21 protein-coding genes are annotated in these 21597 nt (G+C 70.6%); 6 read left to right on the top strand and 15 right to left on the bottom strand.

What is annotated here, in order from left to right:
- Nucleotides 1-2 precede the first annotated feature (2 nt).
- The 10 genes from AB0M63_RS29860 to hisD all read right to left on the bottom strand — a co-directional run bounded on the left by AB0M63_RS29860 (nucleotide 3) and on the right by hisD (nucleotide 7684).
- On the bottom strand, nucleotides 3-1256 hold the full coding sequence (locus AB0M63_RS29860) for an MFS transporter (protein WP_366021619.1): 1254 nt from the start codon (nucleotides 1254-1256) through the stop codon (nucleotides 3-5).
- A gap of 23 nt (nucleotides 1257-1279) precedes the next feature.
- A complete protein-coding gene (locus AB0M63_RS29855) occupies nucleotides 1280-1855 on the bottom strand; it encodes a helix-turn-helix domain-containing protein (protein ID WP_355912535.1) in 576 nt (191 codons plus the stop codon).
- Nucleotides 1856-1978: 123 nt separating this feature from the next.
- On the bottom strand, nucleotides 1979-2734 hold the full coding sequence (hisF, locus tag AB0M63_RS29850; RefSeq protein WP_366021618.1) for an imidazole glycerol phosphate synthase subunit HisF: 756 nt from the start codon (nucleotides 2732-2734) through the stop codon (nucleotides 1979-1981).
- Nucleotides 2731-3129 carry a RidA family protein gene (locus AB0M63_RS29845; protein WP_366021617.1) on the bottom strand — a complete coding sequence of 133 codons (399 nt, stop codon included), beginning with the start codon at nucleotides 3127-3129 and terminating at the stop codon, nucleotides 2731-2733. The genes hisF and AB0M63_RS29845 overlap by 4 nt, the downstream gene beginning before the upstream one ends.
- Entirely contained in the window at nucleotides 3126-3851 is a 726-nt protein-coding gene (priA, locus tag AB0M63_RS29840; RefSeq protein ID WP_200714877.1) for a bifunctional 1-(5-phosphoribosyl)-5-((5-phosphoribosylamino)methylideneamino)imidazole-4-carboxamide isomerase/phosphoribosylanthranilate isomerase PriA, read from the bottom strand. Before priA ends, AB0M63_RS29845 begins: the two co-directional genes overlap by 4 nt.
- A 3-nt stretch (nucleotides 3852-3854) precedes the next feature.
- Entirely contained in the window at nucleotides 3855-4514 is a 660-nt protein-coding gene (gene hisH, locus AB0M63_RS29835) for an imidazole glycerol phosphate synthase subunit HisH (protein ID WP_366021616.1), read from the bottom strand.
- The gene (locus AB0M63_RS29830) at nucleotides 4505-4669 is read right to left on the bottom strand and encodes a hypothetical protein (RefSeq protein WP_355912548.1); all 165 of its coding nucleotides are present in this window, start codon (nucleotides 4667-4669) and stop codon (nucleotides 4505-4507) included. The genes hisH and AB0M63_RS29830 overlap by 10 nt, the downstream gene beginning before the upstream one ends.
- Entirely contained in the window at nucleotides 4666-5259 is a 594-nt protein-coding gene (hisB, locus tag AB0M63_RS29825) for an imidazoleglycerol-phosphate dehydratase HisB (protein WP_033284488.1), read from the bottom strand. Before hisB ends, AB0M63_RS29830 begins: the two co-directional genes overlap by 4 nt.
- On the bottom strand, nucleotides 5256-6365 hold the full coding sequence (locus AB0M63_RS29820; RefSeq protein ID WP_355912551.1) for a histidinol-phosphate transaminase: 1110 nt from the start codon (nucleotides 6363-6365) through the stop codon (nucleotides 5256-5258). Before AB0M63_RS29820 ends, hisB begins: the two co-directional genes overlap by 4 nt.
- The gene (hisD, locus tag AB0M63_RS29815; protein WP_366021615.1) at nucleotides 6362-7684 is read right to left on the bottom strand and encodes a histidinol dehydrogenase; all 1323 of its coding nucleotides are present in this window, start codon (nucleotides 7682-7684) and stop codon (nucleotides 6362-6364) included. Before hisD ends, AB0M63_RS29820 begins: the two co-directional genes overlap by 4 nt.
- A gap of 171 nt (nucleotides 7685-7855) precedes the next feature.
- On the opposite strand from hisD, the gene AB0M63_RS29810 reads away from it, so the two are divergent.
- From AB0M63_RS29810 to ybaK, 4 genes are all read left to right on the top strand, one after another.
- Entirely contained in the window at nucleotides 7856-9430 is a 1575-nt protein-coding gene (locus AB0M63_RS29810; RefSeq protein ID WP_366021614.1) for an oxidoreductase, read from the top strand.
- A 130-nt stretch (nucleotides 9431-9560) separates the two neighbouring features.
- Nucleotides 9561-10694, top strand: a complete 1134-nt coding sequence (locus AB0M63_RS29805; protein WP_366021613.1) for a hypothetical protein — start codon at nucleotides 9561-9563, stop codon at nucleotides 10692-10694.
- Nucleotides 10695-10705: 11 nt separating this feature from the next.
- The gene (locus AB0M63_RS29800) at nucleotides 10706-11449 is read left to right on the top strand and encodes an LON peptidase substrate-binding domain-containing protein (protein WP_355912562.1); all 744 of its coding nucleotides are present in this window, start codon (nucleotides 10706-10708) and stop codon (nucleotides 11447-11449) included.
- A gap of 13 nt (nucleotides 11450-11462) precedes the next feature.
- A complete protein-coding gene (ybaK, locus tag AB0M63_RS29795; protein ID WP_355912565.1) occupies nucleotides 11463-11972 on the top strand; it encodes a Cys-tRNA(Pro) deacylase in 510 nt (169 codons plus the stop codon).
- Nucleotides 11973-12116: 144 nt separating this feature from the next.
- Here the strand turns inward: ybaK and AB0M63_RS29790 are convergent, their stop codons facing one another.
- The 4 genes from AB0M63_RS29790 to AB0M63_RS29775 form a co-directional block, all read right to left on the bottom strand.
- A complete protein-coding gene (locus tag AB0M63_RS29790; protein ID WP_355912568.1) occupies nucleotides 12117-12803 on the bottom strand; it encodes a hypothetical protein in 687 nt (228 codons plus the stop codon).
- Nucleotides 12804-12837: 34 nt separating this feature from the next.
- On the bottom strand, nucleotides 12838-13665 hold the full coding sequence (locus AB0M63_RS29785; RefSeq protein ID WP_355912571.1) for an ABC transporter permease: 828 nt from the start codon (nucleotides 13663-13665) through the stop codon (nucleotides 12838-12840).
- A 64-nt stretch (nucleotides 13666-13729) separates the two neighbouring features.
- Complete coding sequence (locus AB0M63_RS29780; RefSeq protein WP_366021805.1) at nucleotides 13730-14701, bottom strand: ABC transporter ATP-binding protein; 972 nt, start codon at nucleotides 14699-14701, stop codon at nucleotides 13730-13732.
- 124 nt (nucleotides 14702-14825) lie between these two features.
- Entirely contained in the window at nucleotides 14826-16049 is a 1224-nt protein-coding gene (locus tag AB0M63_RS29775) for an NYN domain-containing protein (protein ID WP_366021612.1), read from the bottom strand.
- A 224-nt stretch (nucleotides 16050-16273) separates the two neighbouring features.
- Here AB0M63_RS29775 and AB0M63_RS29770 point away from each other — a divergent pair, with 224 nt between their 5' ends.
- Nucleotides 16274-16438 (top strand): hypothetical protein, encoded by a 165-nt coding sequence (locus tag AB0M63_RS29770; RefSeq protein WP_355912577.1) that lies wholly within the window; start codon nucleotides 16274-16276, stop codon nucleotides 16436-16438.
- An 84-nt stretch (nucleotides 16439-16522) separates the two neighbouring features.
- On the opposite strand, the gene dnaE is transcribed toward AB0M63_RS29770, so the two are convergent.
- Nucleotides 16523-20062: a DNA polymerase III subunit alpha gene (gene dnaE / locus AB0M63_RS29765; RefSeq protein WP_366021611.1), complete on the bottom strand. Its 3540-nt coding sequence runs from the start codon at nucleotides 20060-20062 to the stop codon at nucleotides 16523-16525.
- A gap of 178 nt (nucleotides 20063-20240) precedes the next feature.
- Here dnaE and AB0M63_RS29760 point away from each other — a divergent pair, with 178 nt between their 5' ends.
- A complete protein-coding gene (locus AB0M63_RS29760; protein WP_355912583.1) occupies nucleotides 20241-21581 on the top strand; it encodes a DUF2252 domain-containing protein in 1341 nt (446 codons plus the stop codon).
- The last annotated feature ends 16 nt before the right edge of the window (nucleotides 21582-21597 follow it).

Here is a 21597-nt window from a genome sequence, read left to right as displayed (position 1 = left end):
GGTCAGCCGGGGAGTTCGGCCCGGCGCAGATCACGCACGCACAGGGCGACGACTCCGCCAAGACCGCAGACGACCGCGCTGCCCACGAACACCGGGCCGGTGCCCCACGCGCCGATCGCGGCGGCCGACAACGGCATGCTGAGCGGGGCGAAGCCGAGGCTGACCAGGCCGGACACGGCGGTGACGCGGCCGAGGCAGGCGGGGTCCGACTGCGTCTGCAGCAGGGCCCCGCACATCGCGCCGCTGAGCCCGGCGAGCAGCCCGATGGCCAGGGCCACACCCACCGCCACGAGGAGGCTCGGGACGTAGGCCAGGGCACCGATCGCCACGGACCCGACGATGATCGACCACCCCGCGATCCGTCCGGCATACGGCAGCCGCCCCCGTACGGTCAGCAGCAGCGCGGCGGCCCCGGCCCCCGTTCCGAACCCGGACAACACCCACCCCATGCCGGACGCACCCCAGCCACGCTCGTCCGCCAACAGCGTCAGTCCCACGTTGAGCGGCCCGACGAACCCGAGGTCCCCGAGCGCGATGGCCAGCATCAGCGGGGCGAGGACGGAGTGGCCGCGGATGTAGCGCAGTCCGGCTCGCAGGTCGTGCCAGGCGGTGGCACCGCGCGCGTCGGGGGTGCCATCGGAGGGCAGCTCCCGCATCCGCACGGACACCAGCAACGGCACCGACACCGCGATCAGCAGCCCGGCGAAGGCGAAGGCCGTCGCCGCGCCGCCGAGGGCGACGCCCAGGCCGCCGAGGGGGGCGCCGACGATGCTCGCGAAGCGGATCGCGAGGCCCCGCATGCCCTGTACACGGGCGAGTTGGTCGCGGCTCGTCACGCGTGCGGGGAGGGCGCCGACCGCCGGCATGAAGACCGCGTCGACCGTCCCGAACACCACGGCGAGCAGCGCCAGCGGCCACAGTCCGGGGGTCGTCAGGAACAGCAGCGCGGCCACCGCCAGCACCGCCGCGCAGCGCACCGCGTCGCTCCCGATGACCACCTTGCGCGGCCCGAACCGGTCGGCGATCACTCCTCCGCCCAGCATCAACAGCGCACGCGGCACCGCGCTGACCGCCATCACGACACCGGCCTGTGCGGGTGAACCGGCCTGCACGGCGGCCCAGGACAGGGCTATGTAGTACACGCTGTCGCCGACCATGGACGACGTGTAGGCACCGAGCCAGCGCAGCACGTTGGGGTCGCGGTGAGCGGGCGGTGCGGAGGACTCGGGCGGGGTGATGAGCACGGTGGCGGTCACAGGATTTCGTCCTCTCCGAGGGTTCAGGCGCGGAACGGGAAGCCGTACACATGGACGGCGACGTTCTCGCGCCCCTCGGCCTCTTCGGACCGGCTCTTCTCGTCGTACTTCCGCACCAGTGCGTCCAACTCCTCGCGGAGTTCGTTCAGTTCGGCCGGGTTCAGGCGGAACAGGGACTCGCTGTCGGGTGCCGCGGCGTTCCATTCGGGGCCCCAGGTGAGGCGTTCGTCGAGGTAGCGGCGGTACATGTCGGTGCGCTGCTCGTGGAAGAGGCGGGTCGCCGCGAGGTGCGCGGCCGCCTTCTCCGGCGCGTCCCGGAAGTCCTTGTCGCGGATGCTCACTCCCTCCGAGGAGGGCTGCCACCACCGCTCCCTCCCGTCGCTGCTCTGCGGCGCCGCCTCTTCGATCAACCCGTGCTCGGCCAGCTTGCGCAGGTGGTAGCTGACCAGCGCGACGGCCTCGTCGACCTGCTCGGCGAGTTGGGAGGCCGTCGCCTTCTCCGCCACGCACAGACCTCGGTACAGCTTCATCCGCAGCGGATGGGCGAGGGCCTTGAGCGTGCCCACGTCCGTGATGGAACGACTCCCCTTGGCTGTCATGTACGTCACCGTAGACAGGAAAGGAAAGTTGCGCAACCTTTCTTGCGCAACTTTCCTTTTGCATCTGCTCACAAGTAAGCCCCGACCGCCAGGCAGCCGGGGCTTACAACGCCTCTACGGGAATCACCGCACCGGGTGTCCCGCCTCCTTCAGCGCCTGCTTCACCTCGCCGATCCGCAGATCCCCGAAGTGGAAGACGGAGGCCGCCAGCACCGCGTCCGCCCCCGCGGCCACCGCCGGGGGAAAGTCCGCGAGCTTGCCCGCGCCGCCGGAGGCGATGACCGGGACGGTGACGTGTTTGCGGACCGCCGCGATCATCTCCAGGTCGTAGCCGTCCTTGGTGCCGTCGGCGTCCATCGAATTGAGCAGGATCTCCCCCGCGCCCAACTCGGCGGCCCGGTGCGCCCATTCGACGGCGTCGATGCCGGTGCCGGTGCGGCCGCCGTGGGTGGTGACCTCGAAGGAGCCCGAGTCGGTGCGGCGGGCGTCCACCGAGAGGACGAGGACCTGTCGGCCGAAGCGCTCCGCGATCTCGCGGATCAGGTCCGGGCGGGCGATCGCCGCCGTGTTGACGCCGACCTTGTCCGCGCCGGCCCGCAGCAGCTTGTCGACGTCCTCGGCCGTGCGGACGCCGCCGCCGACCGTGAGCGGGATGAAGACCTGCTCGGCGGTGCGGCGGACCACGTCGTAGGTCGTCTCGCGGTTGCCGGAGGACGCGGTGATGTCCAGGAAGGTCAGCTCGTCGGCGCCCTCGGCGTCGTAGACCTTGGCCATCTCGACGGGGTCGCCCGCGTCGCGCAGGTTCTGGAAGTTGACGCCCTTGACGACCCGGCCGTTGTCCACGTCCAGGCAGGGGATGACCCGTACGGCGAGCGTCATGACGAGGACTCCCCTCGGTACGCCTCCACCTCGACCTCGACGACCAGACTCGGGTCGACGAAGCCGGACACGATGAGCATGGAGGCGGCGGGGCGGACGGCGTCGAACAGTTCCTTGTGTGCGCGGCCCACGTCCTCCACATCCCTGGCGTGGGTGATGTACATACGGGTTCGGACGACGTCGGCCGCGCCGAGACCCAGTTCGTCCAGCGCAGCGAACGCGACGTTGAACGCGTTGACCGTCTGCTCGTAGGGACCGCCCCCGGCGATCTCGCCGTCCACTATCGACGTGCACCCGGAGACCAGCACCAGGCCGTTCGGCAGCTCCACCGCGCGGGAGTAACCGAAGGCGTCCTCCCAGGGCGCGCCGGTCGTGACGCGTCGTAGCTCGGTCACCGGGCCACCGCCTCCAAGGCCTCTTCCAGGGTGAACGCCTTCGCGTACAGGGCCTTCCCGACGATGGAGCCCTCGACACCGAGCGGTACCAGCTCGGCGATGGCCCGCAGGTCGTCCAGGGAGGACACCCCGCCGGAGGCCACGACCGGGCGGTCGGTCGCCGCGCAGACATTGCGCAGCAGCTCCAGATTGGGGCCCTGGAGGGTGCCGTCCTTGGCGATGTCGGTGACCACGTAGCGGGCGCAGCCCTCGGAGTTGAGGCGGTCCAGGGTTTCGTAGAGGTCGCCGCCGTCGCGGGTCCAACCGCGCCCGCGCAGGGTCGTGCCGCGTACGTCGAGACCGACCGCGATCTTGTCGCCGTGCTCGGCGATGACCTTGGCGACCCACTCGGGGGTCTCCAGGGCGGCGGTGCCGAGGTTCACCCGGGTGCAGCCGGTGGCGAGGGCGGCGGCGAGCGTGTCGTCGTCGCGGATGCCGCCGGACAGCTCGACCTTGATGTCCATGGCGCCGGCGACCTCGGCGATCAGCTTGCGGTTGTCGCCGGTGCCGAACGCGGCGTCCAGGTCGACGAGGTGCAGCCACTCGGCGCCGGAGCGCTGCCAGGCGAGGGCGGCCTCCAGGGGTGAGCCGTAGGAGGTCTCGGTCCCGGACTCGCCGTGGACGAGGCGGACGGCCTGGCCGTCGCGGACGTCGACGGCGGGGAGGAGTTCGAGCTTGGCCATGGTCTACAGGGTTCCGATCCAGTTGGTGAGCAGCTGCGCTCCGGCGTCGCCGGACTTCTCGGGGTGGAACTGGGTGGCCCACAGGGCGCCGTTCTCCACGGCGGCCACGAAGGGCTTGCCGTGCGTCGACCAGGTGACCAGGGGGGCGCGCATCGCCGGGTTGGCGACTTCCAACGACCAGTCGTGGACGGCGTAGGAGTGCACGAAGTAGAAACGCGCGTCGGCGTCCAGGCCCGCGAAGAGCTGCGAGCCCGCCGGGGTGTCCACGGTGTTCCAGCCCATGTGGGGCACGATCTCGGCCTGCAACGGCTCGACCGAGCCGGGCCACTCGTCGAGGCCCTCGGTCTCCACGCCGTGCTCGATGCCCCGCGCGAACAGGATCTGCATGCCCACGCAGATGCCCATCACCGGACGCCCGCCGGCCAGCCGGCGGCCGACGATCCAGTCGCCGCGCGCGGCGCGCAGGCCCTCCATGCAGGCGGCGAAGGCGCCGACGCCCGGTACCAGCAGCCCGTCCGCGTTCATGGCCTTGTCGAAGTCACGCGTTATCTCGACCTCGGCGCCGGTGCGCGCGAGGGCGCGCTCGGCGGACCGGACGTTCCCGAAGCCGTAGTCGAAGACGACTACCTTCTTCGCTGCGTTGACGGATGCGCTCAATTCCACACCTCCAGCCGCATGACCCCGGCGACGAGACACATCGCGGCGCCGATGGAGACCAGCACGATGAGGCTCGCCGGCATCTTCTGCTTGACGAAGGAGTAGACCCCGCCGAGGAGGAAGAGTCCGACGACGATCAGGAGGCTCGACAGGCCGGTCACAGCGCGCCCTTCGTGGAGGGGAGGATGCCGGCCGCGCGCGGGTCGCGCTCGGAGGCGTACCGCAGGGCGCGGGCGAGGGCCTTGAACTGGCACTCCACGATGTGGTGCGCGTTGCGCCCGTACGGCACGTGCACGTGCAGCGCGATCTGGGCCTGGGCGACGAAGGACTCCAGGATGTGCCGGGTCATCGTGGTGTCGTACTCGCCGATCATCGGCGCCATGTTCTCGGGCTCGGTGTGCACGAGGTACGGGCGGCCGGAGAGGTCGACGGTCACCTGGGCGAGGGACTCGTCCAGCGGGACCGTGCAGTTCCCGAAGCGGTAGATGCCCACCTTGTCGCCGAGCGCCTGCTTGAAGGCGGCACCGAGGGCGAGGGCGGTGTCCTCGATGGTGTGGTGCGAGTCGATGTGCAGGTCGCCCTCGGTCTTCACGGTGAGGTCGAACAGACCGTGCCGGCCGAGCTGGTCGAGCATGTGGTCGTAGAAGCCGACCCCTGTCGACACATCGACCTTGCCGGCGCCGTCGAGATCGATCTCGACGACGACCGAGGTCTCCTTGGTCACCCGCTCCACACGTCCTACGCGGTTCATGCGCTCTGCTCCTTCTTGAGTTCACGGGCCGCGTCGAGGAACGCGTCGTTCTCTTCGGGGGTTCCGGCGGAGACCCGCAGCCACCCCGGGATGCCGTTGTCCCGGACCAGGACGCCCCGGTCGAGGATCGCCTGCCAGGCGGTGTGAGAGTTCTCGAACCGCCCGAACTGCACGAAGTTCGCGTCGGACTCGACCACGTCGTAGCCGATGGCCCGCAACTCGCCCACCAGTCGGTCCCGTTCGGACTTGAGCTGCTCCACGTACCCGAGCAGGGTGTCGGTGTGCTCCAGGGCGGCCAGCGCGGTCGCCTGGGTGACGGCCGACAAGTGGTAGGGCAGCCGTACGAGTTGGACGGCGTCGACGACCGCCGGGTGCGCGGCGAGATAGCCGAGGCGCAGGCCCGCCGCTCCGAACGCTTTCGACATGGTGCGCGAGACGACGAGATTCGGCCGACCTTCGAGCAGCGGCAGCAGCGAGTCGCCGTGGCTGAACTCGATGTACGCCTCGTCGACGATCACCATCGAGGGCTTGGCGGCCTGTGCCGCCTCGTACAGCGCGAGCACCGTCTCGGGCGGAACGGCGTTGCCCGTGGGGTTGTTGGGGGTCGTGATGAACACGACGTCGGGCTTGTTCTCGGCGATCCACCGCTCGGCAGCCGCGAGATCGATCGTGAAGTCCTCGTTGCGCGGACCGGAGATCCAACCGGTCCCCGTGCCGCGCGCGATGAGCGCGTGCATCGAGTACGACGGCTCGAAGCCAATGGCGGTGCGGCCGGGTCCGCCGAAGGTCTGGAGCAGTTGCTGGATGACCTCGTTGGAGCCGTTGGCCGCCCAGACGTTGGCCGGGCCGACCTGGTAACCGGCCGTGTCCGTCAGGTACTTGGCGAGCTGGGTGCGCAACTCCACCGCGTCCCGGTCCGGGTAGCGGTTGAGGTGGCGGGCGGCCTCGCGGACCCGCTCGGCGATGCGCTCGACCAGGGCCTCGGGCAGCGGGTAGGGGTTCTCGTTGGTGTTCAGCCGTACGGGGACGTCCAACTGGGGCGCGCCGTAGGGGGACTTGCCGCGCAGCTCGTCCCGTACGGGAAGATCGTCGATTCCGAAACTCACTTGCCGGGCACCTTCCAACCGAACCTTGCCTTGACCGCCGCGCCGTGCGCGGGCAGGTCCTCCGCCTCCGCCAGCGTCACCACGTGATGCGCCACGTCGGCGAGGGCGTCGCGGGTGTAGTCGACGATGTGGATGCCGCGCAGGAACGACTGCACGGAGAGCCCGGAGGAGTGGCAGGCGCAACCGCCGGTCGGCAGCACGTGGTTGGAGCCGGCCGCGTAGTCGCCGAGGGAGACGGGCGCCCAGGGGCCGACGAAGATCGCGCCCGCGTTGCGGACCCGGTCGGCGACGGCGGCGGCGTCGGCCGTCTGGATCTCCAGGTGCTCGGCGCCGTACGCGTCGACCACCCGCAGGCCCTCGTCGATGCCGTCGACGAGGACGATCGCGGACTGCCTGCCGTTCAGGGCCGGGACGATCCGGTCCTCGATGTGCTTGGTGGCCGCGACCTGCGGTTCCAGTTCCTTCTCGACCGCGTCGGCGAGCGTCACGGAGTCCGTGACCAGGACGGCGGCGGCGAGCGGGTCGTGCTCGGCCTGGCTGATCAGGTCGGAGGCGACGTGCACCGGGTCGGCGGTGTCGTCGGCGAGGACCGCGATCTCGGTGGGGCCGGCCTCGGTGTCGATGCCGATCTTTCCGGTGAAGTAGCGCTTGGCGGCGGCGACCCAGATGTTGCCGGGGCCGGTGACCATGTCGGCCGGGGCGCAGGACTCCGTGCCGTGGGCGAACATCGCGACGGCGGTGGCGCCACCGGCCGCGTAGACCTCGTCGACGCCGAGCAGCGCGCACGCGGCGAGGATCGTCGGGTGCGGCAGGCCGTCGAACTCGGCCTGCGCGGGCGAGGCGAGCGCGATCGAGGGGACGCCGGCCTCCTGGGCCGGGACGACGTTCATGATCACGGACGAGGGGTAGACCGAGCGACCGCCGGGCGCGTAGAGCCCCACCCGGTCGACCGGCACCCACTTCTCGGTGACGGAACCGCCCGGCACGACCTGGGTCGTGTGGGTCGCACGGCGCTGCTCGCGGTGGACGAGACGGGCGCGCCGGATGGACTCCTCCAGGGCCGCGCGGACGGCCGGGTCGAGCTGTTCCAGAGCCGTACGCAGCGCCTCGACCGGGACCCGTACCGATTCCAGCCGCACCCCGTCGAACTTCTCGGCGAAGTCGATCAGCGCCGCGTCGCCCCGATGATGCACGGCCTCGCAGATCGGACGCACCTTCTCCAGGGCGGCCGAGACGTCGAAGTCGGCTCGGGGCAGCAGGTCGCGCAGGGCGGGCCCGTCGGGGAGGGCGTCGCCGCGCAGATCGATTCGGGAGATCACGAGGACAATTCTCTCAGACGGCGATCGGGCGACGCTCACGCATATCAATGGCTGATACAGAACCTGGCCGGAATCCGGAAGATCCCCTTCACGGCTAGTGTTCCGGGCGTCACACAGCGGGCATGAACAGCTGTGCGAGACGCATGAGCAGTCGAGAGGGATGACAGAGCAGTGACCGAGGGTGCCGGCCTCCCGGGGGACGTGCCGGACGACGCGACCGCCGCCGAGCTGGGAATGTGGCAGGCCTTCCGCAACGGCAGCGTGTACGACCTGAGCAGCGGCGACACCGCCGTCGACGATCCGCACGGCGGGCATCCGTGGGGCCCGGAGCGGACCGTGCGGGCCCGCATCGTGTGCTGGCTGCTCCTGGACGGCCCGCCCCCGCTGTCGGGCCGGGTGGCCTCCCTGAAGCTCACCGGGCTGCGCATCACCGGCACCCTGGACCTCGCGGGCGGCACCGTCAGGCCGTACGTCGAGCTGAAGGGCTGCCGGTTCGAGCAGGAGATCCTGCTGCCGGAGGCCCATCTCCAGACCGTACGGCTGGTGGACTGCTCGGTGCCGCGTCTGGAGGCGGCGCGGGTGCACACGGAGGGCGATCTGCATCTGCCGCGGTGCCGCTTCCACAACGGGCTGCGGCTCACGGACGCGCACATCGGCACCGATCTGCTGCTCAACCAGGCGATCGTCTACCGGGACCGCACCGGGCGTTCGATCGCCGCCGACGGCATGACCGTGGGCCAGGATCTGCAGGCCGAACTCCTCGAATCGCACGGCGAGTTGAGCCTGCGCAGTGCCAAGGTCGGGGTCTCGCTGAGCCTGCGCGGCGCCCGGCTGGCCAATCCGTACACCCGACTCGCCCTGAACGCCCCGCAGTTGACCGTCGGCCGCACCCTGTACCTCACCCCGGCCGGCGTCGGCGGTCCCTGGCTGAGCGGCACGACACCCGCGCACGGGACCCGCATCCAGCGCTTCGAGTGCCAGGGCGGGGTGCGGCTGGACGACGGGCGGTTCGGGGACGCCGTGGACCTGGAGCGGGCCCGGTTCGCCTTCACCGACGACCAGGAGCTGTCGCTGCGCCGGGTACAGACGCCCGAGCTGCGCTTCCTCGGGGAGAAGCCGGAGCGCGGCAAGGTGGTGCTGTCGGGGGCGCGGATCGTCAACCTGATCGACCGGGCGACCAGTTGGCCGGAGCCGGGCAACCTCCACATGGGCGGCTTCTTCTACGAGAACCTGGTGCCGGTGGGTCCGTTCCCGCTGACCACGCGGCTGGACTGGGTGGCCGCGGCGACCGCCGAGTACGCCCCGGAGCCGTACGAGCGGCTCGCGACCGTGCTGCGCAACGCGGGTGAGGACGAGGACGCGCGCGAGGTGCTGCTCGCCAAGCAGCGCCGGCGCCGGGAGAGCCTGCCGGTCGCGGCCAAGGTGTGGGGGGTCGTGCAGGACTGGACGGTCGCCTACGGGTACCGGCCGGGCCGGGCCGCCGTATGGATGGCGGTGCTGTGGGCGGCGAGTTCGCTGGCCTTCGCGCACGCCGACCACACGCCGATGAACGACAACGGGCATCCGCCGTGGAGCCCCGCCCTGTTCGCGCTGGATCTGCTGCTGCCGGTGATCGACCTGGGGCAGGCGGGCCAGTGGCGGCTGCACGGCGGCTGGCAGTGGGTGTCCGTGGCGCTGATCCTGCTGGGCTGGATCCTGGCGACGACGGTGGCGGCGGGGGCGACACGGCTGCTGAGACGCGGCTGAAAGCGCCCCACATGCACAGCAGTCGAACAGGTGAGCAATAGTCACCTTTTACCGGGGCTTGACCCGGTCGCGTACAACTTTCAACCGGGTACCCGAACGCTCTGGCGCCCGCCTGATCCACGGTCTTTCAATGGTCGACACCATGGCTCTGCTGCGCGCGTTCATCCGTACCGCCCGGATGGCAAGGAACACCTCGCGGCTCGCCGCCGGACTGCCGGCCGACGACGAGGTCCTCCTCGACGCGCCCGACGACCGGCTCGGCCCCGCGCTGGTCGCGGCCGGGCGCGGCGAGTACGGGCCCGCGGCCGGGCTGCTGGCCACCACCCGTGCCGCCGCCGAGTGGGAGGACCGCGACCGCTACACGCGCCGGCTCGCCGCGTTCGCCCGCTCCCGCCCCGAGTGGCTGGCCCACTGGCGGGCCGCCGCGCCGCACGACCCCGACGCGCTGCTGGTCGGGGCCCAGCTCGCGGTGGACCGCTGCTGGGAGTCACCGGCCCGCGCCGAACTGCTGCGGGAGCTGAGCCCACTGATCGCCGCGGCGGCCGAGGCCGGCCCGCGCGACCCGGTGCCGTGGCGGATCGCCCTCGACCACGCGCGGGGCACGAACGCCGGGCACGCCGAGTTCGAGCGGCTGTGGGGCGAGGCGGTGCGCCGCTCCCCGCACCACTACGGCTGCCATGTGGCGGCTCTCCAGTACCTGTCCGCGCACTGCTGCGCCCGGTGGGGAGACCGGCCGCACACCGCCCGGTGCTCGCACCGCGAGTGCTTCGACTTCGCCGAGCCGGCCGCGCAGGACGCGCTGCCCGGCTCCCTCGTGCAGGCGCTGCCGGTGCGGGCGGCCTTCGCCTGTCTGACCGACGGCTGCGCGCCGACGGTGCCCCGCGCGCGCCTCGACGCGGCGGCCGACCTCGCCATCGCCCTCTCCGCCACGTACGCGGCCGCCGACCCCTGGCCCGCCGAGGTCCGCAACCTGCTGACGTACGTCCTCATCCGCCTCGAACGCTGGACGGACGCCTTGGACCAACTGCGCCTCATCGGCCCCTACGCCACGTCCTTCCCCTGGGACCGGATCTCGGACGACCCGCTGGGCCAGTTCCTGGAGACGCGCGACGGAGTACGGCTCGCGGTGGCCTCGGAGCTGCCGCTGGGCGGCCCGGTTCCGGCCGGTCTCCAGGGGATTCCGCGGCAGCCGTGGGCCTTCGAGAAGGCCCCGGAGCATCCACGGAGTGAGCACGGCGGTCGTGCCCGCTCCGGCGACCATTAGGCTTTTGCGCCGTGACCACCGTCCGGCTGCCGCTCTTCCCCCTGAACTCGGTTCTGTTCCCGGGGCTCGTGCTTCCTCTGAACATTTTCGAGGAGCGCTATCGCGCGTTGATGCGCGATCTGCTCAAGACCCCTGAGGAGGAACCGCGCCGATTCGCCGTCGTCGCCATCCGTGACGGCCACGAGGTGGCGTCCACCGCCCCGGGCATGCCGGACCAGACGGCCGTGCCCGAGCGCGGGCCCGCGGCCGGTTTCGGCCCCGACCCGCTCAAGTCCTTCCACTCGGTGGGCTGCGTCGCCGACGCGGCGACCATCCGGGAGCGCGCCGACGGCACCTTCGAGGTGCTGGCGACGGGCACGACCCGGATGCGGCTGCTCTCCGTGGACGCCTCGGGCCCGTTCCTGACGGCCGAGCTGGAGGAGCTGTCCGAGGAGAAGGGCGACGAGGCGGGCGCGCTTGCCGAGGGCGTGCTACGCGCGTTCCGCCAGTACCAGAAGCGTCTCGCGGGGGCCCGCGAGCGGACGCTGTCGACCGGCGACGCCGAGCTGCCGGACGAGCCGTCCGTGGTCTCGTACCTGGTCGCCGCCGCGATGATGCTCGACACGGCGGCGAAGCAACGCCTGCTCCAGTCCCCCGACACCGCCTCCCGCCTGCGCGACGAGCTGAAACTCCTGCGCTCCGAGACGGCCATCATCCGCAATCTCCCGTCCCTGCCCGCGGCGGAACTGACCCGCGGCCCGACGAGCCTGAACTGAGGCCGGACCCCTGATGGCGAAGAAACCCAAGAAGCAGCAGTCCCCGTCGGGCGGCACCCCCGCGACCGTGGCCCTGACGGCCGCGGGAGTGCCGTACGAGGTCCATTCCTACGACCACGATCCCGCCCACCCCTCCTACGGCGAGGAGGCCGCCGAGGCGATGGGCGTCTCCCCCGACCGCGTCTTCAAGACCCTGGTCGCGGACGTCGACGGCGCCCTGACGGTGGCCGTGGTCCCGGTGGCCGGCCAGCTCGACCTGAAGGCACTCGCGGCGGCGGTGGGCGGCAAACGCGCGGCCATGGCCGACCCGACCCTGGCCGAACGCACCACGGGCTATGTCCGCGGCGGCATCTCCCCCCTCGGCCAGCGCAAGAGGCTCCGCACGGTCCTGGACGACTCCGCCGCCGCCCACTCCACGATCTGCGTCTCGGCGGGCCGCCGCGGCCTGGAGGTCGAACTCTCCCCCGAGGATCTGACGACCCTCACGCAGGCGGTACTGGCGCCCATCGGGCGCCAGTGTTAAGCACAAGGGGCATGTCGAAGAAAACCAGGAAACGGAAGTGGCGCGTCAGGAAGCACCGCTCGAATCACGGACACCGGCCGGCCTAGGTCCTTCAGCCCGTCCGGCACTTGGGTTCTGGGGGCGGCAAGCCCCCAGTAACCCTCCCTACGACGACGGCGCCCCGTACCCATCCGTGGGAACCGGCCCCTGCGGAAGATAGGGCGGCTCCGGATCCCGCGGCCCGAACAGCGCGGTCAGCCCGAGGTGGACGACGAGCGTGGCCACGGACCACGCGAGCAACGCCCCCTTCGCGCCCAGCTTCAGCGGAGCCGAGAACGTGACCCCCTTGCCCGCCGACTTGGCGTGCGCGAGCACGTCCTTCGCCGGGCCCAGCCACATCCCGAGCCGCCACGCGAGCAGCGAGGCGAGCAGCCCGCCCACGGTCAGCGCGACGACCAGCGGCACTCCCCCGCGCCGCCGCCACAGGAAGACGGCGAGGGCACTCAGCACCCCGAAACCGACCGCGAGCAGAGTGAACGTTCCATCCACCCCCGCCGCCTGCTCACCCTCGGAATCCTTGAGGTAGACGACCCAGTTCTTGTCGACCACGTCCCCGACCAGCGGCACATGCGGCGCCAGCCACCACCACAGCAGTCCGAGCAGCACCCCGCCGAGCGCCACGGCGACGGTGACGACCGCGGCCTCGCGCAGCTCGGTCTTCATTCCGGGGCCGTCCTGTTCGTACGACGCGTCCTGCGGGGCGGGGGCCGGATACCCGGAACCCGGGGGCTGCCACGGATCGTGCGGGGACTGGTCACGCGGCGGCGGAGGGGGAGTCAGCGGTGCGGTCACTCTGACATCGTGCCAGGCCCGGCTGTGCGCCGCGTCACCGGACGGCGGCCCGGCGATAGGCCCAGGTGGCGACCGCCAGCGAGACGACGCCGACTCCGGCGCATACGGCGAGGTCACCGAGGACGAGCGCCCAGTCCGGGTGCGGACCGAACGTCTGCGCGAAGGCCTCCACGCCGTACGTCGACGGCACCAGGTCCCGCAGGAAGCGGACCGCGTCCGGCATCCGGTCGGCCGGCAGCACGCCCAGCAGCAGCGCCGCGGACATGCCCAACTGGCCGAGCAGCGTGGCGAGTTCGGGGCGCGGTGCGAGCAGCCCGAGGGCGGCGCCGAGCCCGGCGAGCGCGGCCCCGGCGAGCGGGATCACCGCCGCCAGGATCCAGATGTTCCCCATCGGCAGCCCGAACAGCACGCACCCGAAGACAGCGGTGAGCGCGGTCCCCGGCACGGTGAAGGAGGCGTACGCCCCCGCCGCGCCCAGCACCACGGAGGCGGGCGGCACCGGCAGGGTGGCGTAGTGGTCGAGCCCGCCGCTGCCGCGCAGCTGGCCGAAGTACTGCGCGAGCAGGTTCAGCCCGACGTAGGCGACGACCAGCACGGACGAGCCCGCGACCACGAACTGGGCGTCGTGGCTGCCGCCGTCGACGACCCCGCGCATCATGATCAGGATGCCGACCGACTGAAAGGTCGCCACGAACAGCAGCGGAATCCGCGCCACCCGCGCCCGGGACAACTGCGCCCGGTAGACGGCGGCCATGGAGGGCCACAGCCTGGCCCGCGGCCCGAGCTCGGCCGCGCCCGTGCCGGCGGCCTCCGGCACGGCCAGGGGACCGCTCGGCAGAACATCGGCGGATACGACACTCACGTCGCGCTGCTCCTCTCGACGCCGGCAGTCGCGCTGTCCCATACGGATACGACGGCCCATGCACTCATGCCTTCACCAGTCCCTGCGCGTTGCCGCCCAGCGCCAGATACACGTCCTCCAGGCTGGGGGTCGCCAGGGTGAAGTCGTCCAGGGCGGCGAAGGCGGCCCCGCCGGTCACCGTGGCGACGGCCACCCTGGCCTCCTCGGGGGCCAGCCGCAGCGTCCAGCGGCGGCCGGACTCGACGGCCCGGTCCCGCAGCGCGGCGACCTCCGGGACGTCCAGCGGCGGCTTCTCCCGCCACACCAGCTCGACCCGCACCTCTCCGGCGACCTGCTCCTTGAGCCCGGCGGGGCTGTCGCAGGCGATGACCTTGCCCTGGTCGAGGACGGCGACCCGGTCGAGGACGGTCTCGGCCTCGATGACGTTGTGGGTGACGAGCAGCACGGTGCTGCCGCGCTCGGCCCGGCGCCGGTCGACGGCGGACCACACGGCCCGGCGCGCCACCGGATCCATCCCGGTGGTCGGCTCGTCGAGCACCAGCAGCGGCCGCTCCCCGACCAGCGCGGCGGCCACACAGGCCAGCCGCCGCTGCCCGCCGGACAGCTTCTTGAGCGGTCGTCCGGCCAGCGCCGCAAGCCCCAACTCGTCGAGTACGGCGTCCCGTTCGGCCCGCGCGTCGCGCAGGTCCAGGCCGCGCAACCGGCCGGTCGTCTCGGCGGCCAGCGACACGGTCAGCTCGTCGAGCGCGGAGGACTCCTGGCCCAGGTAGGCGAGGATCCGCGCGGCCCGCTCCGGGTGCCGCACGATGTCGTGCCCGAGGATCTCGACGCTGCCGGCGTCGGGCCGCATGAGCCCGGTGAGCTGGCGTACGAGGGTGGACTTGCCGGCGCCGTTCGGCCCGAGCAGTCCGAAGATCTCGCCCCGGCGGATGTCGAGGGTCACGTCGTCGGTGGCCCGCACCTCGGGGGTGCCCGGCGCACCGCGTCGGCCGCGCACCGCCGGATAGGTCTTGCTGAGCCCGCGCACCGCGCACACGACGTCACCACCGTGTCGAAGTGCCTGCCCCGCGCGCGTACTCACAAAGGACGAGAGTACGGGGTCGCGGAGCCCTCCCCGCTCTCGGGTTGGTTCATAGCGACAAATACGCCGGTAAAGAGTGTCACTCCCCGGCCGGCGCGTGCTCGGCCGCCGTCCGTACGTCGATCTCGCGCCAGAACCCGGCCCGGATCGCGTACCGGTCGTGCTCGTCGATCTGGTCGTCCTTGTGGGCGAGGAGTCCGAAACGGGCCGCGTAGCGCAGCAGTTCCCCGTCGATGCGGTGCGGGACGCGCGGGTACATCCCGGACAGTTTCTGCAGGTGGCCGCCCTGGTCGCCGAGCCGGCCCATCCAGCGGCGGGCGAAGACCTGTCCCACCTCGAAGGGGTCGCCGCCGACCGTGGTGATGTCCTCCTCCCGGTCGGCCCAGCGCTGCTCGGCGGTGGTCAACTGCGCCAGCGTCGGCATCGAGGCGACCTCGGGCGGTTCGGCGGCGCCGCCCGGCCGGTCGACCCACCCTTTGTCGGAGGACCAGCGCAGGGTCGCACTCGCGGGGTGCTGCGCGGGCGCGGCGGCCCCGGGAGCCTTCAGGCTCGCCAGGTCCTTCGGGGTGGGCACGCCCTTGGACGCGGGCACCCGCTCCTGCGTGCCGTTCTCCGAGCCGGCCTCGGCGGTCGCGTGCTCGCCGTCCTCGACGGGCCGCTCGCGGGCCGCCGGCGCGGACTCGGGCAGCGGCGCGGACAGGATCGCGGCGATCTCCGGCCGCGGCACGGGCGGCGGCGCGCACACCCCGCCGAGGTCCTTCGCGCGTACGGCCTTGGTGATCCAGATCCGGTCGAGCACCCGCCGCTCGTCGGCCTCGGCGACCAGGTCCTCGGACTGGTTGTAGTCCCCGTCGGCGGCTTGTACGGCCCACAGGTGTACGGCGACGCCGTGCTCCTTGGCGGCCATCATGCCCGGCAGCAGATCACCGTCGCCGGTGACGAGCACGACGTCGGAGCAGGCGCGGTTGCGGGCGAGTTCGGTCAGCTCGGCGTGCATGGCGGCGTCGACGCCCTTCTGCGCCCAGCGGCCGTCGCTGCGGGTCAGGGCACCGAGGCGGACGGTGACCCGGGGCATCACGCGCAGCCTGCGGTGCTCGGGCTGCGGGACGCGGTCGGGGGCGCCGTCGAACCAGTAGATGCGCAGCAGGGGCCGTTCCGTGTCGGACTCGGCGCGCTCGCGCAGGCCTTGGATGAGGGCGGCGTGATCGACGGTGATCCGGGAGCGCGAGGGCTCCCCGGCGAGGAGACTGGCCGCCGCCCCCAGCAGATACCCGGCGTCCACCAGGACGATGCAGCGGTCCACGCGACTCACCCTCTTCCCGGTCGGTTCACTTCGGGCTTGCTTCGAGTCTGCCCGACCGCACAGGGGTTAACGGCCCGAACTCGATCTTCGGCGTGGCGTTTCGGGGCTTCTCTCTCGCATCAACCATGTCACACACGGTAATTATCCGAAATGCGTTCTTCGTCAGCCTATGTGAATCTGGTCGCGGCCCTGGCCCCTAGATCCCCCTCAGGAGGCAGATCACCATGGCCAAGAACAAGAACCGTGACCGTAAGCAGTCGCAGTCCGAGCGCGCCCAGGAGCAGGCCACGTCGTCCTCGATGGAGGCACAGGCCGAACAGCGCATATCCCAGGCGACTCCCAGCGACATGGCCCGCAAGGGGAAGCAGAAGCGCTTCGGTCACAACTGAAGCCTGCTTGAGGGTTGTTGAGACCCGGGTACACGCCGAGGGGCGCATCCGTCGACGGATGCGCCCCTCGGTCATGTCTGTCGCTCAGCCGGCCAGGCAGGACGGGCCGAGCAGCACCTTCAGATCGCCGAACAGAGCCGGATCCGGCTTCACCCGGTGCCGGTCCAGACGCAGGACGGTCGTCTTGGTCGGGCCCTGGAGCTTGATGCGGACCTCGCTGTCGCCCCGGTGGTGGCTGAGGATCTCACCGAGCCTGCTCACCATCGGCGGGGTGACCCTGGTCGCCGGGATGGTGAGGATCACGGGCGCGTTGGTGCCCGCGTTCGACAGGTCCGGGACCATCAGCTCCATCGCGACCAGGCGCGGCACGTCCTCGCGCTTGTCGAGGCGGCCCTTGACGAACACGATGGCGTCCTCGACGAGTTGGGTCGAGATGAGCTGGTAGGTCGCCGGGAAGAACATGCACTCGATGGAGCCCGCGAGATCCTCGACGGTGGCGATCGCCCAGGCGTTGCCCTGCTTGGTCATCTTGCGCTGGAGGCCGGAGATGATGCCGCCGATGGTGACGACCGCGCCGTCCCCGTGCTCACCTCCGGTGAGCTGGGCGATGCCCGCGTCGGCCTTGTCGGACAGCACGTGCTCCAGGCCGAAGAGCGGGTGGTCGGAGACGTAGAGACCGAGCATCTCCCGCTCCTGGGCGAGGAGATAGGTCTTCTCCCACTCCTCCGTGGTGAACTCCACGTCGAGTCCGAAGCCGGGCTCGCTGGTGTCCTCGTCGCCCATGCCCCCGAAGAGGTCGAACTGCCCCTCGGCCTCCTTGCGCTTGACCGCCACCACGTTGTCGATCATCGGCTCGAAGTGCGCGGTGAGGCCCTTGCGGGTGTGGCCAAGAGTGTCGAACGCACCGGCCTTGATGAGGGATTCGGTGGTCCGCTTGTTGCAGGCGGCCGCCTCGACCTTGTCCAGGTAGTCGGGGAAGGAGCCGTACTTCCCCTTCGCCTTGCGGGACCTGATGATCGAGTCGACCACGTTCGTGCCGACGTTGCGCACGGCCTCCAGGCCGAAGAGGATCACGTCGTCGCCCTGGGCGGCGAAGTTGTGCACCGACTCGTTGACGTTCGGCGGGAGCACCTTGATCTTCATGCGGCGGCACTCGTTGAGGTAGATCGCGGACTTGTCCTTGTCGTCCTTGACCGAGGTGAGCAGCGCCGCCATGTACTCGGCCGGGTAGTTGGCCTTCAGATAGGCGGTCCAGTACGAGACCAGGCCGTACGCGGCGGAGTGCGCCTTGTTGAACGCGTAGCCGGCGAAGGGGACCAGGACGTCCCACAGAGCCTGGATCGCCGCGTCGCTGTAGCCGTTCTTCCGGGCGCCCTCCTGGAAGATGGTGAAGTTCTTCGCCAGCTCGTCGGGCTTCTTCTTGCCCATCACACGGCGCAGGATGTCGGCCTCGCCGAGCGAGTACCCGGCGACGATCTGGGCGGCCTTCTGCACCTGCTCCTGGTAGACGATCAGGCCGTAGGTGACCGCGAGGACCTCCTCGAGGGGCTCCTCCAGCTCCTTGTGGATCGGCGTGATCTCCTGGCGCTTGTTCTTGCGCTCCGCGTAGTTGATGTGCGAGTTCATGCCCATCGGGCCCGGCCGGTAGAGGGCCGAGACGGCGGAGATGTCCTCGAAGTTGTCGGGCTGCATCTGGCGCAGCAGCGAACGCATCGGGCCGCCGTCGAACTGGAACACGCCCAACGTGTCGCCGCGGCAGAGCAGTTCGTACGTCTTGGGGTCGTCCAGCGGGAGGGCGAGCATCTCCAGGTCGATGCCCTTGTTGGACTTCACCATCTTCACGGCGTCGTCCATGATGGTGAGGTTGCGCAGCCCCAGGAAGTCCATCTTGATCAGGCCGAGCGACTCGCACTGCGGGTAGTCCCACTGTGTGATGGTCACGCCGTCCGTGTGCCGCACCCAGATCGGGGCGTGGTCCACGATGGGCTCGCTGGACATGATCACGCCGGCGGCGTGCACGCCCATCTGCCGGACCAGGCCCTCGACGCCCTTGGCGGTGTCGATGACCTTCTTGACGTCCGGTTCGTTCTCGTACATCCCGCGGATCTCGCCCGCCTCGCCGTAGCGGGGGTGCTTGGGGTCGGTGATGCCGGAGAGGTCGATGCCCTTGCCGAGGACGTCGGCGGGCATCGCCTTGGTGAGGCGGTCGCCCATCGCGTACGGGTAGCCCAGCACGCGCGCGGAGTCCTTGATCGCGTTCTTGGCCTTGATCTTGCCGTAGGTGCCGATCATGGCGACCTTGTCGGCGCCGTACTTCTCGGTCACGTACCGGATGACCTCGACGCGCCGGCGCTCGTCGAAGTCGATGTCGACGTCGGGCATGGAGACGCGCTCGGGGTTGAGGAACCGCTCGAAGATCAGGCCGTGCGGGATCGGGTCGAGGTCGGTGATGCCCAGGGCGTAGGCGACGATCGAGCCGGCCGCGGAACCACGGCCGGGGCCGACCGCGATGCCGTTGTTCTTCGCCCACATGATGAAGTCGGCGACGACGAGGAAGTAGCCCGGGAACCCCATCTGGATGATGACGTCCAGCTCGTACTCGACCTGCTTCTGCCGGTCCTCGGGGACACCGCCCGGGAAGCGGCGCTCCATGCCCAGGCGCACCTCCTCCTTGAACCAGGTGACCTCGGTGAAGCCCTCGGGGATGTCGAACTTCGGCATGAGGTTCTTCGCCTCGAACATGCCGGTGGTGTCGATCTGTTCGGCCACCAGGAGGGTGTTGCGGCAGCCCTCCTGCCAGGCGTCCGAAGAGTCCACGGCGTACATCTCGTCGGTGGACTTCAGGTAGTAGCCGGTGCCGTCGAAGCGGAAGCGGTCCGGGTCGGAGAGGTTCTTGCCGGTCTGGATGCAGAGCAGGGCGTCGTGGGCGGTCGCCTCGTGCGCGTACGTGTAGTGCGAGTCGTTCGTCACCAGGGGCGGGATGCCGAGCTTGCGGCCGATGTCGAGGAGGCCGTCACGGACCCGGCGCTCGATCTCGATGCCGTGGTCCATCAGCTCCAGGAAGTAGCGGTCCTTGCCGAAGATGTCCTGGTACTCGGCCGCCGCCTTCAGGGCCTCCTCCTCCTGGCCCAGGCGCAGCCGGGTCTGGAGTTCGCCCGAAGGGCAGCCGGTGGAGGCGATGAGCCCCTCGGACCACTGGGAGATGGTCTCCTTGTCCATGCGCGGCCACTTCTGCAGCCAGCCCTCGGCGTACGCGTCCGAGGACAGCTTGAAGAGGTTGTGCAGGCCCGTCTTGTTCGCCGCCCAGATCGTCTTGTGGGTGTAACCACCCGAACCGGACACGTCGTCGCGCTTCTGGTGCGGCTGGCCCCACTGGATCTTGCGCTTGTTGCGCCGCGACTCGGGGGCGACGTACGCCTCGATGCCGATGATCGGCGTGACTCCGGCCTTCGTCGCCGTATGGAAGAAGTCGTAGGCGCCGTGGAGGTTGCCGTGGTCGGACATCGCGATATGGGTCATGCCCATCTCGTTGCACGCGTTGAACATGTCCTTGAGCCGCGCGGCACCGTCCAGGAGCGAGTACTGGGTGTGGACGTGCAGGTGCGTGAACGGCGGCTTTGACACGGCTTGGCCTCCAGGGGAAACGGTCGACGACGGGCAGCGGACGGTCTGGGGGGACGAGACCGAATCCTATGCCTCGCCACTGACACAGGGCGGGCACTCCCACGTACCTTCGAGCGTTGGAAGGTGACGACAGACCCGTCACATGTCACGCACCACCCGTACCAGGAGGCACAGAGCGATGTCGGTTCCGCAGCTCAACGACGAGCACCGCGGCGAGGAGATCCTCGCCGTCTTCGACACCGCCTTCGGCGAGCTCCTGGCCGCCGACCCGGCCGCGTTCCGTGTGAAGTTCCGGAAGATGGCGGCCTCCGCCTTCGCCTTCTACCGGGGCACGGCGGCCCTCTTCTACCACGACCTCACTGCAAATAATTCCTTTGGGTCGAAGCGGGGCGGCCCGTACCTGGACGACCGCACCTCGCGCGTGTGGATCCACGGCGACCTGCACGCCGAGAACTTCGGCACGTACATGGACTCGAACGGCCGGCTGGTCTTCAACGTCAACGACTTCGACGAGGCCTACGTCGGCCCGTTCACCTGGGACCTCAAGCGCTTCGCCGCCTCCGTGGCGCTCATCGGGTACGCGAAGGCGCTCAGCGACGAGCAGATCACCGAGCTGGTGAAGGTCTACGCGGGCGCGTACCGAGAGCGGGTGCACGCGCTGGCGACCGGCGCGAAGAGCGACGAGGTGCCGCCGTTCACGCTGGACACCGCCGACGGGCCGCTCCTGGGGGCGCTGCGCACCGCCCGCTCGCTGACCCGCTTCGAGCTGCTGGACTCGATGACCGAGATCCGCGACTTCGAGCGCCGCTTCGCCTCGGGCGGCGGTTCCATCGAGCTGGACGCGGCCACCCGCTACAAGGTGCTCGCGGCCTTCGACGGCTACCTGGAGACGCTCCCGGAGTCCTCCCTGGACCGCCCCGACTCCTACCGGGTCAAGGACGTCGTCGGCCGCCGGGGCATCGGCATCGGCTCGGCCGGGCTGCCCTCGTACAACATCCTGCTTGAGGGCAACAGCGACGCCCTGGAGAACGACGTCGTGATCTACATCAAGCAGGCCCAGACCCCGGCCGTCTCCCGGCACATCACGGACGCGGCGATCCGGGACTACTTCCAGCACGAGGGCCACCGCACGGTGATCTCCCAGCGCGCCCTCCAGGCGCACGCCGACCCGTGGCTGGGCTGGACCGAGCTGGACGGCTCTGGGCAGTTGGTCGCGGAGGTCTCGCCGTACGCGGTGGACCTGGACTGGAGCGACATCGACGACCCGGAGGAGATCGCCGCGGTCGTCGCCGACCTGGGGCGGGCCACGGCCACCATGCACGCGGCGGCCGACGACCAGTCCGGCGAGTCCCTGGTGCCCTTCTCCACCGAGCGGGCCATCGACGCGGCGATCGCGGCCGACGAGGACGGCTTCGCGGGCGTCCTGGTCGACTTCGCGCACGACTACGGCGCACGCGCGCGTGCGGATCACCAGATCTTCGTCGACCTGTTCCGCAACGGCCGGATTCCGGGTCTGTAACCATCCGCACGCCCAC

This window comes from Streptomyces sp. NPDC051576 (genome assembly GCF_040681835.1).
In the GTDB taxonomy this organism is placed as follows: domain Bacteria; phylum Actinomycetota; class Actinomycetes; order Streptomycetales; family Streptomycetaceae; genus Streptomyces.
The sequence above is the reverse complement of the archived record's forward strand: the minus strand, read 5'-3'. Positions and strand labels throughout refer to the sequence as shown.

Coding starts and splice junctions, on each gene's coding strand:
- AB0M63_RS29770 (WP_355912577.1), top strand. CDS start 16,274: ATGGCCAAGAACAAGAACCGTGACCGTAAGCAGTCGCAGTCCGAGCGC.
- hisF (WP_366021618.1), bottom strand. CDS start 2,734: ATGACGCTCGCCGTACGGGTCATCCCCTGCCTGGACGTGGACAACGGC.
- AB0M63_RS29805 (WP_366021613.1), top strand. CDS start 9,561: ATGGTCGACACCATGGCTCTGCTGCGCGCGTTCATCCGTACCGCCCGG.
- ybaK (WP_355912565.1), top strand. CDS start 11,463: ATGGCGAAGAAACCCAAGAAGCAGCAGTCCCCGTCGGGCGGCACCCCC.
- AB0M63_RS29855 (WP_355912535.1), bottom strand. CDS start 1,855: ATGACAGCCAAGGGGAGTCGTTCCATCACGGACGTGGGCACGCTCAAG.
- priA (WP_200714877.1), bottom strand. CDS start 3,851: ATGGCCAAGCTCGAACTCCTCCCCGCCGTCGACGTCCGCGACGGCCAG.
- hisB (WP_033284488.1), bottom strand. CDS start 5,259: ATGAACCGCGTAGGACGTGTGGAGCGGGTGACCAAGGAGACCTCGGTC.
- AB0M63_RS29760 (WP_355912583.1), top strand. CDS start 20,241: ATGTCGGTTCCGCAGCTCAACGACGAGCACCGCGGCGAGGAGATCCTC.